The sequence below is a fragment of the Thermovirga sp. genome (assembly GCA_012523215.1).
Classification (GTDB): Bacteria; Synergistota; Synergistia; order Synergistales; family Thermovirgaceae; genus 58-81.
On record JAAYIZ010000166.1, the window covers coordinates 1 to 4659 of the forward strand.

At 58.5% G+C, this 4659-nt stretch carries 5 protein-coding genes; all 5 read right to left on the reverse strand.

Annotated elements, in window-relative coordinates:
- Window positions 1-111: 111 nt before the first annotated feature.
- The gene (locus tag GX108_04410; protein NLO56280.1) at window positions 112-1323 is read right to left on the reverse strand and encodes a hypothetical protein; all 1212 of its coding nucleotides are present in this window, start codon (window positions 1321-1323) and stop codon (window positions 112-114) included.
- The gene (locus GX108_04415) at window positions 1307-2143 is read right to left on the reverse strand and encodes a TIGR00159 family protein (GenBank protein NLO56281.1); all 837 of its coding nucleotides are present in this window, start codon (window positions 2141-2143) and stop codon (window positions 1307-1309) included. The genes GX108_04410 and GX108_04415 overlap by 17 nt, the downstream gene beginning before the upstream one ends.
- 27 nt (window positions 2144-2170) lie before the next feature.
- Window positions 2171-3229 (reverse strand): alanine/ornithine racemase family PLP-dependent enzyme, encoded by a 1059-nt coding sequence (locus tag GX108_04420; protein ID NLO56282.1) that lies wholly within the window; start codon window positions 3227-3229, stop codon window positions 2171-2173.
- 67 nt (window positions 3230-3296) lie between these two features.
- Window positions 3297-4139, reverse strand: coding sequence for a deoxyribonuclease IV (locus GX108_04425; GenBank protein ID NLO56283.1), 843 nt, complete (start codon window positions 4137-4139; stop codon window positions 3297-3299).
- The coding region (locus GX108_04430; protein NLO56284.1) for a CoA pyrophosphatase at window positions 4130-4659 on the reverse strand (530 nt) is incomplete at its 5' end. The genes GX108_04430 and GX108_04425, both read right to left, overlap by 10 nt.

Below are 4659 nucleotides of genomic sequence, written 5' to 3' on the forward strand. Positions count from 1 at the left end.
ATCTCGGGGGTCATGAGACCCCGGTTGGCCACATCCCTGACGCCGTCTGTCCCAAAGAGGCAACGGCTTTTTTTCGAAGGACCCAGCATCGGAACACCTCTTTCCTTGATCCTATTCCGTCAACGCATAGACCGTTATGTTAGGGGGATCAACATCGGCCAGGGAGATATCCTTGGATCGCACGGTCGTCTTAACCGGTACGGTAATCTTCTGAGAGACCAGGTTCGTCACGTCCACGAAGACATCCACCGGGTTGCCTTCGGCTTCAGCGGAGTCCAGGAGCGACGGCGGTCCCTCGAGGATGACGTTAACCTCGGATGGCTCTACCCTCCAGCCGGGGTATATGCTCCTGCCGGCAATCCTGACGGGTATCTTAGCGAAAAGCCTTCTTTCTGTCCTGGGGGCGAGGTGAATCCTCACCCGGACCGACGGTGCGTCTACGATCTGGACATCATCGGCCGGGTCTGGCACAGTCACAATCTCGCTGACATCCGAGGCAAGCCCCGTCACATCGATAGGAGCCAGGGTGACCTGGTCGATCCGTTCTATCGACTCGAAAGGGCCCTGGATCGTCAGCTCCGGCGGGTCCACCACTACCACTCCCACCTGGAAGTCACGGCCCGGTTCACCCTTCAGCTCGATCCTCGCCGGGACAATCTTCCTGGGGAACCCCCTGATCAACCTGAAGGCGAAATCCGCCACGGCCGGTTCGATCATCAAGGGTGACCTCTGGTCGCTGCCTGGAAAGGGTATAACGGGCAGGGAGAGCTCCTTCTCTTGGAGAAGCTGTTCAGGGGAGGGAGCCACCCAGAGATTATCGAGGGAGGCCATCATCTGCTCCGGACCTTTGACGGAGACTTCCTCGGGCTCGATCTTCTCTTCCTCCAGGCGATACTCGGGCGGCAGGTCCTCGGGGACGAGGACCTTGACCGGAAGGACTCTTGATACCAACCGCGTGAGGTCGAAATCCGCGAAGGGCGGGGAAACCTCGACGAGCCTCAACCCCGATGAAAGGATAGCCTGGATGGGCCGGCGATGCGATCCCGGCCCCAGGCCCTTGAGGTCCACCTGTGAAGCGACCGAGTCCACCTGCAACAGGGTGGCCTCCCTCGTGCCCGATACCTGGATGTCCACGTCGCGGACCCCGCTGGTAACGGATATATCGGATGGAACATTGAGGAACTCGAGGGGCACCGTCACAGTCCTGACTATTTCGGTTCCTCTGTCTGACGCCAGGTAAAACCATACCAGGATCGCGACCAGCACCGACAATACCTTAAGGAAGGATCGGGACGCGAGAAGACGGTCAATCGATTTCATCATTCTCTGATCCTCCCTTGAAAAAGACTGATCCCAGCCTCTCCCTGATCCCTTCTACGGCTGTCGCCGGCTCTGCCGTCCGGGCGAAGTAATGCATGAGAAGCCTCCTGATCTGCCCTTCCTTCAACTCCCTGGATAGATGGCCATTGATGGCCAAGGCGACCTCTCCCCGCTCTTCGGAAACGACAAGTGCCATTGCATCGGAAACCTCCGACACGCCCAGGGCGGCTCGGTGGCGGGTACCTATCCACCTCGACAGGTCGCTGTTCTCCGTGAGCGGGAGGTAGCACGCCGCGGCGATAATATTTTGACTATCCAGTATGACCGCGCCGTCGTGGAGGGGATTCCCCGGCCAGAATAGGGATACGATAAGGTCCTGGGATATTTCCCCCCCAATCTGAACGGCCGACCTCCAGATGTCCTTCAAGCCGGTATCTTTCTGAAAGACCAGTATGGCGCCGATCTTCCTGCTCTGGAGGAAAAGAAGAGCCCTGGTGATCTCATCGGTCAGCTGAGATGCCTTCTCCTCCGCCTGGCGGCGTCTCCATATGCTCCCTCGTCCGAGTTCCTCGAGCATCCTCCTGATCTCGGGCTGGAACACGATGGGAATCGCGATTATGAAGACCCCCAACAACCTGCCCAATATCCAGGCGAGAGCGGCCAGTTTGAGGAACCGGGCCGTCGCGTAGAGTAGACCGATGACGAAAAGACCTTTCACGAGCTGCATAGCTCGGGTATCCATGAGTAGAAGGAGGAGCCTATAGACTATAAAGGCAATAACAAGGATATCAATGAAGTCCTGCCAGCGAATGGATTCGAGAATTCCTGACAAAGGATCACTCCCTGGGGTTCAGTTTTTTATGATCCTTGTTCTGACATAGGGCGACGTGGCGGCCGCCAGCATGGCGCCGTAATCGGCGATGAATGAAAGGGCATCGCCAGGCTCAAGGGAGCCCTTGAAATCTTCGGCATCAAGGGTCAAATGGTCGCTGGAAGCCCCTATGATGTCAAGCCCTTGATCGACAGGTGTTAGCCCCTCGGGCCTCACATCCTGCCGTCCCATGGCGACAATGACCCGCCGCCTCACACCCCTGTCCTGGAAAACCGGGATATTGCCGAAAGCATCGGCACCCGTCTTTCCTATGGGCATCGAGGGTTTTCTCCTGACTTCCACTACCTCGGCGGTTATCCTTACGGCGTTTCTTTCAAGGTAGGATATCACCCTGTTACCCGTGACATCGGTCCCGAGCAGGATACCCTCCCCCACCCTCAGCTGGTTGACCCCTTCCGGCATTGCGCCGTCCTCGACCAGGGCCAGGGAGGATGTAGCACCCCCGGAGACCACTTCCAGCGGATAACCCAGGAAGGAGGAGAGTTCTCGACCGGTCCGGACCAGGAGTGACAGGTTCGTCACCGACGGGAGCACTCCCGACAGGCACCCCAGGTTGCTCCCGACTCCAAGGCACCGGAGCCTGCGGCATTGGCGGAGGGCGTCGGCCATCTCCTCCACGCCATCGGGCCATATCCCCTCCCGCAGGTCGCCCAGGTCAACCATCACAATAATCCCGATCTCGGTACCCGCTTCCTCGCAAGACCGGTCCAGCATCAAAATCGATTTAGGCATGGAGACCAGGCAACAGTCGACGGTCTCGGCCAGGTCCCTCATCTCGCCGGGCATGGGTATCCTGAGGAGCATCATGGGATGGCGAAACCCGAAAAGGCGAAGCCTCCATATATTGTCAACCCGACTGTCGGCAAGACCTGCGCAACCGCCCTCGAGCATCGCCGATGCGACGGCGGGATGGGCGCTTACTCCCTTTGTGACCCCCCACACGCGGATGCCCTTCCCTCTGCAAAGTTTGACCACTTTTTCCGCGTTCCTCGAGATCACCGCCGTGTCGATGCTCATCTCCGGGTACCTCGAAGTCAATAGGATCGCCTCGCTTTCACGACAACCATTCCAATTACATTCTCACTCAATGGCCTCTCAATTTTCTGAGAAGGGCGATGTTTCCCCTGTCGCCGGGAGGGCCCTTGGGGGTTTCGAGCAAAGAAGGGACATCTTTCCACCTGGGATCGGTGATAATGCTCGAGAAAAGATCAAGCCCCAAAAAACCTTCCCCTAGATGCTGGTGTCGATCGATACGGCTGCCCATCTCGGCCTTGGAATCGTTCAGGTGCCAGCACCCGACCCTCTCCAGGCCGATATGCTTCTCCACCGACCGGACGAATCGATCGTAGGAAGTACGGCCCCGCAGTTCGTACCCGCCAGCGAACAAATGGCACGTATCCAGGCATACCCCTGCGCGGGAGGGATCGTCAACCCTGTCAAGTATCCATGCTAGATCCTCTATGGTCGTGCCGATGGAATAGCCCTGACCGGACATGGTTTCCAGGAGGACTCTTGTTCTCATCCCGGAGGTTCTTTCGAGAGCACACTTCAGCCCCTCGGCCACAAGTTTTCTCCCGTACTCCAAGCCCTCCCCGAGGTGAGAACCGGGATGAAGGACCAGGTCCTCGATCCCGAGTGCTTCGCATCGTTCTATCTCTTCCGCGAGGGCGGCGACGCTTTTTTCACGTTTTTCCTTCCCCGATGCCAGGTTCAGAAGGTAAGACGCGTGGGCTACCACCTTTTTTATGGCGCTACGGCTCCAGGCGGCCATGAACCTCGAGCCCACGGACTCGGATATCGGCGAAGCCCGCCATTGCAACTGGTTTTTGGTGAATATCTGGATGGCTTCGCAGCCCAGGCTCTCTCCCCTTTCGATAGCCTTCCAGAGTCCCCCGGCAATAGAGACATGGGCACCGATCAGAGACATGATGATCCTCTTGCTTCCTGCCCCCGGAGAGCCCGTACGAGGCCGAGGATAATCCAGGCCGTCGCACCCCAAATGGTTACCCCGTCGCCGGCCCGATAAACGGGGTAACGGTGAACATGTCCTTCCCTGGTAAAAGTTTCCATCTCAGGAGAGCCCTCCAGTTCTCGGAGTGGTATCTCCAACACGTTCTTGATCTCTCGCCTATCGGGCGACAGGTCGCTGCTTCTCAGTCCCGAGGGCAGATATCCTACCACGGGAAAGAGCGTGAAGCCGCTGGAACAGGCCTTGACTTCGGGGAGCACACCGAGGATCTCAACCTTATCCGCGGCGATCCCCGTCTCCTCGGCGAACTCTCTCAAAGCTGTCTCAACAGGCCCCCTGTCCTGTTCCTCTCGGGCTCCTCCAGGGAAGGCAAGCTGTCCCGGGTGACGCCTCAGCGAATCGGACCGCTCCACCAAAAGGAGGAAAAGTTCACCCTCCCTGGGGAAAAGCGGCACCAGGACGGCGCTCTTGCGCCCGG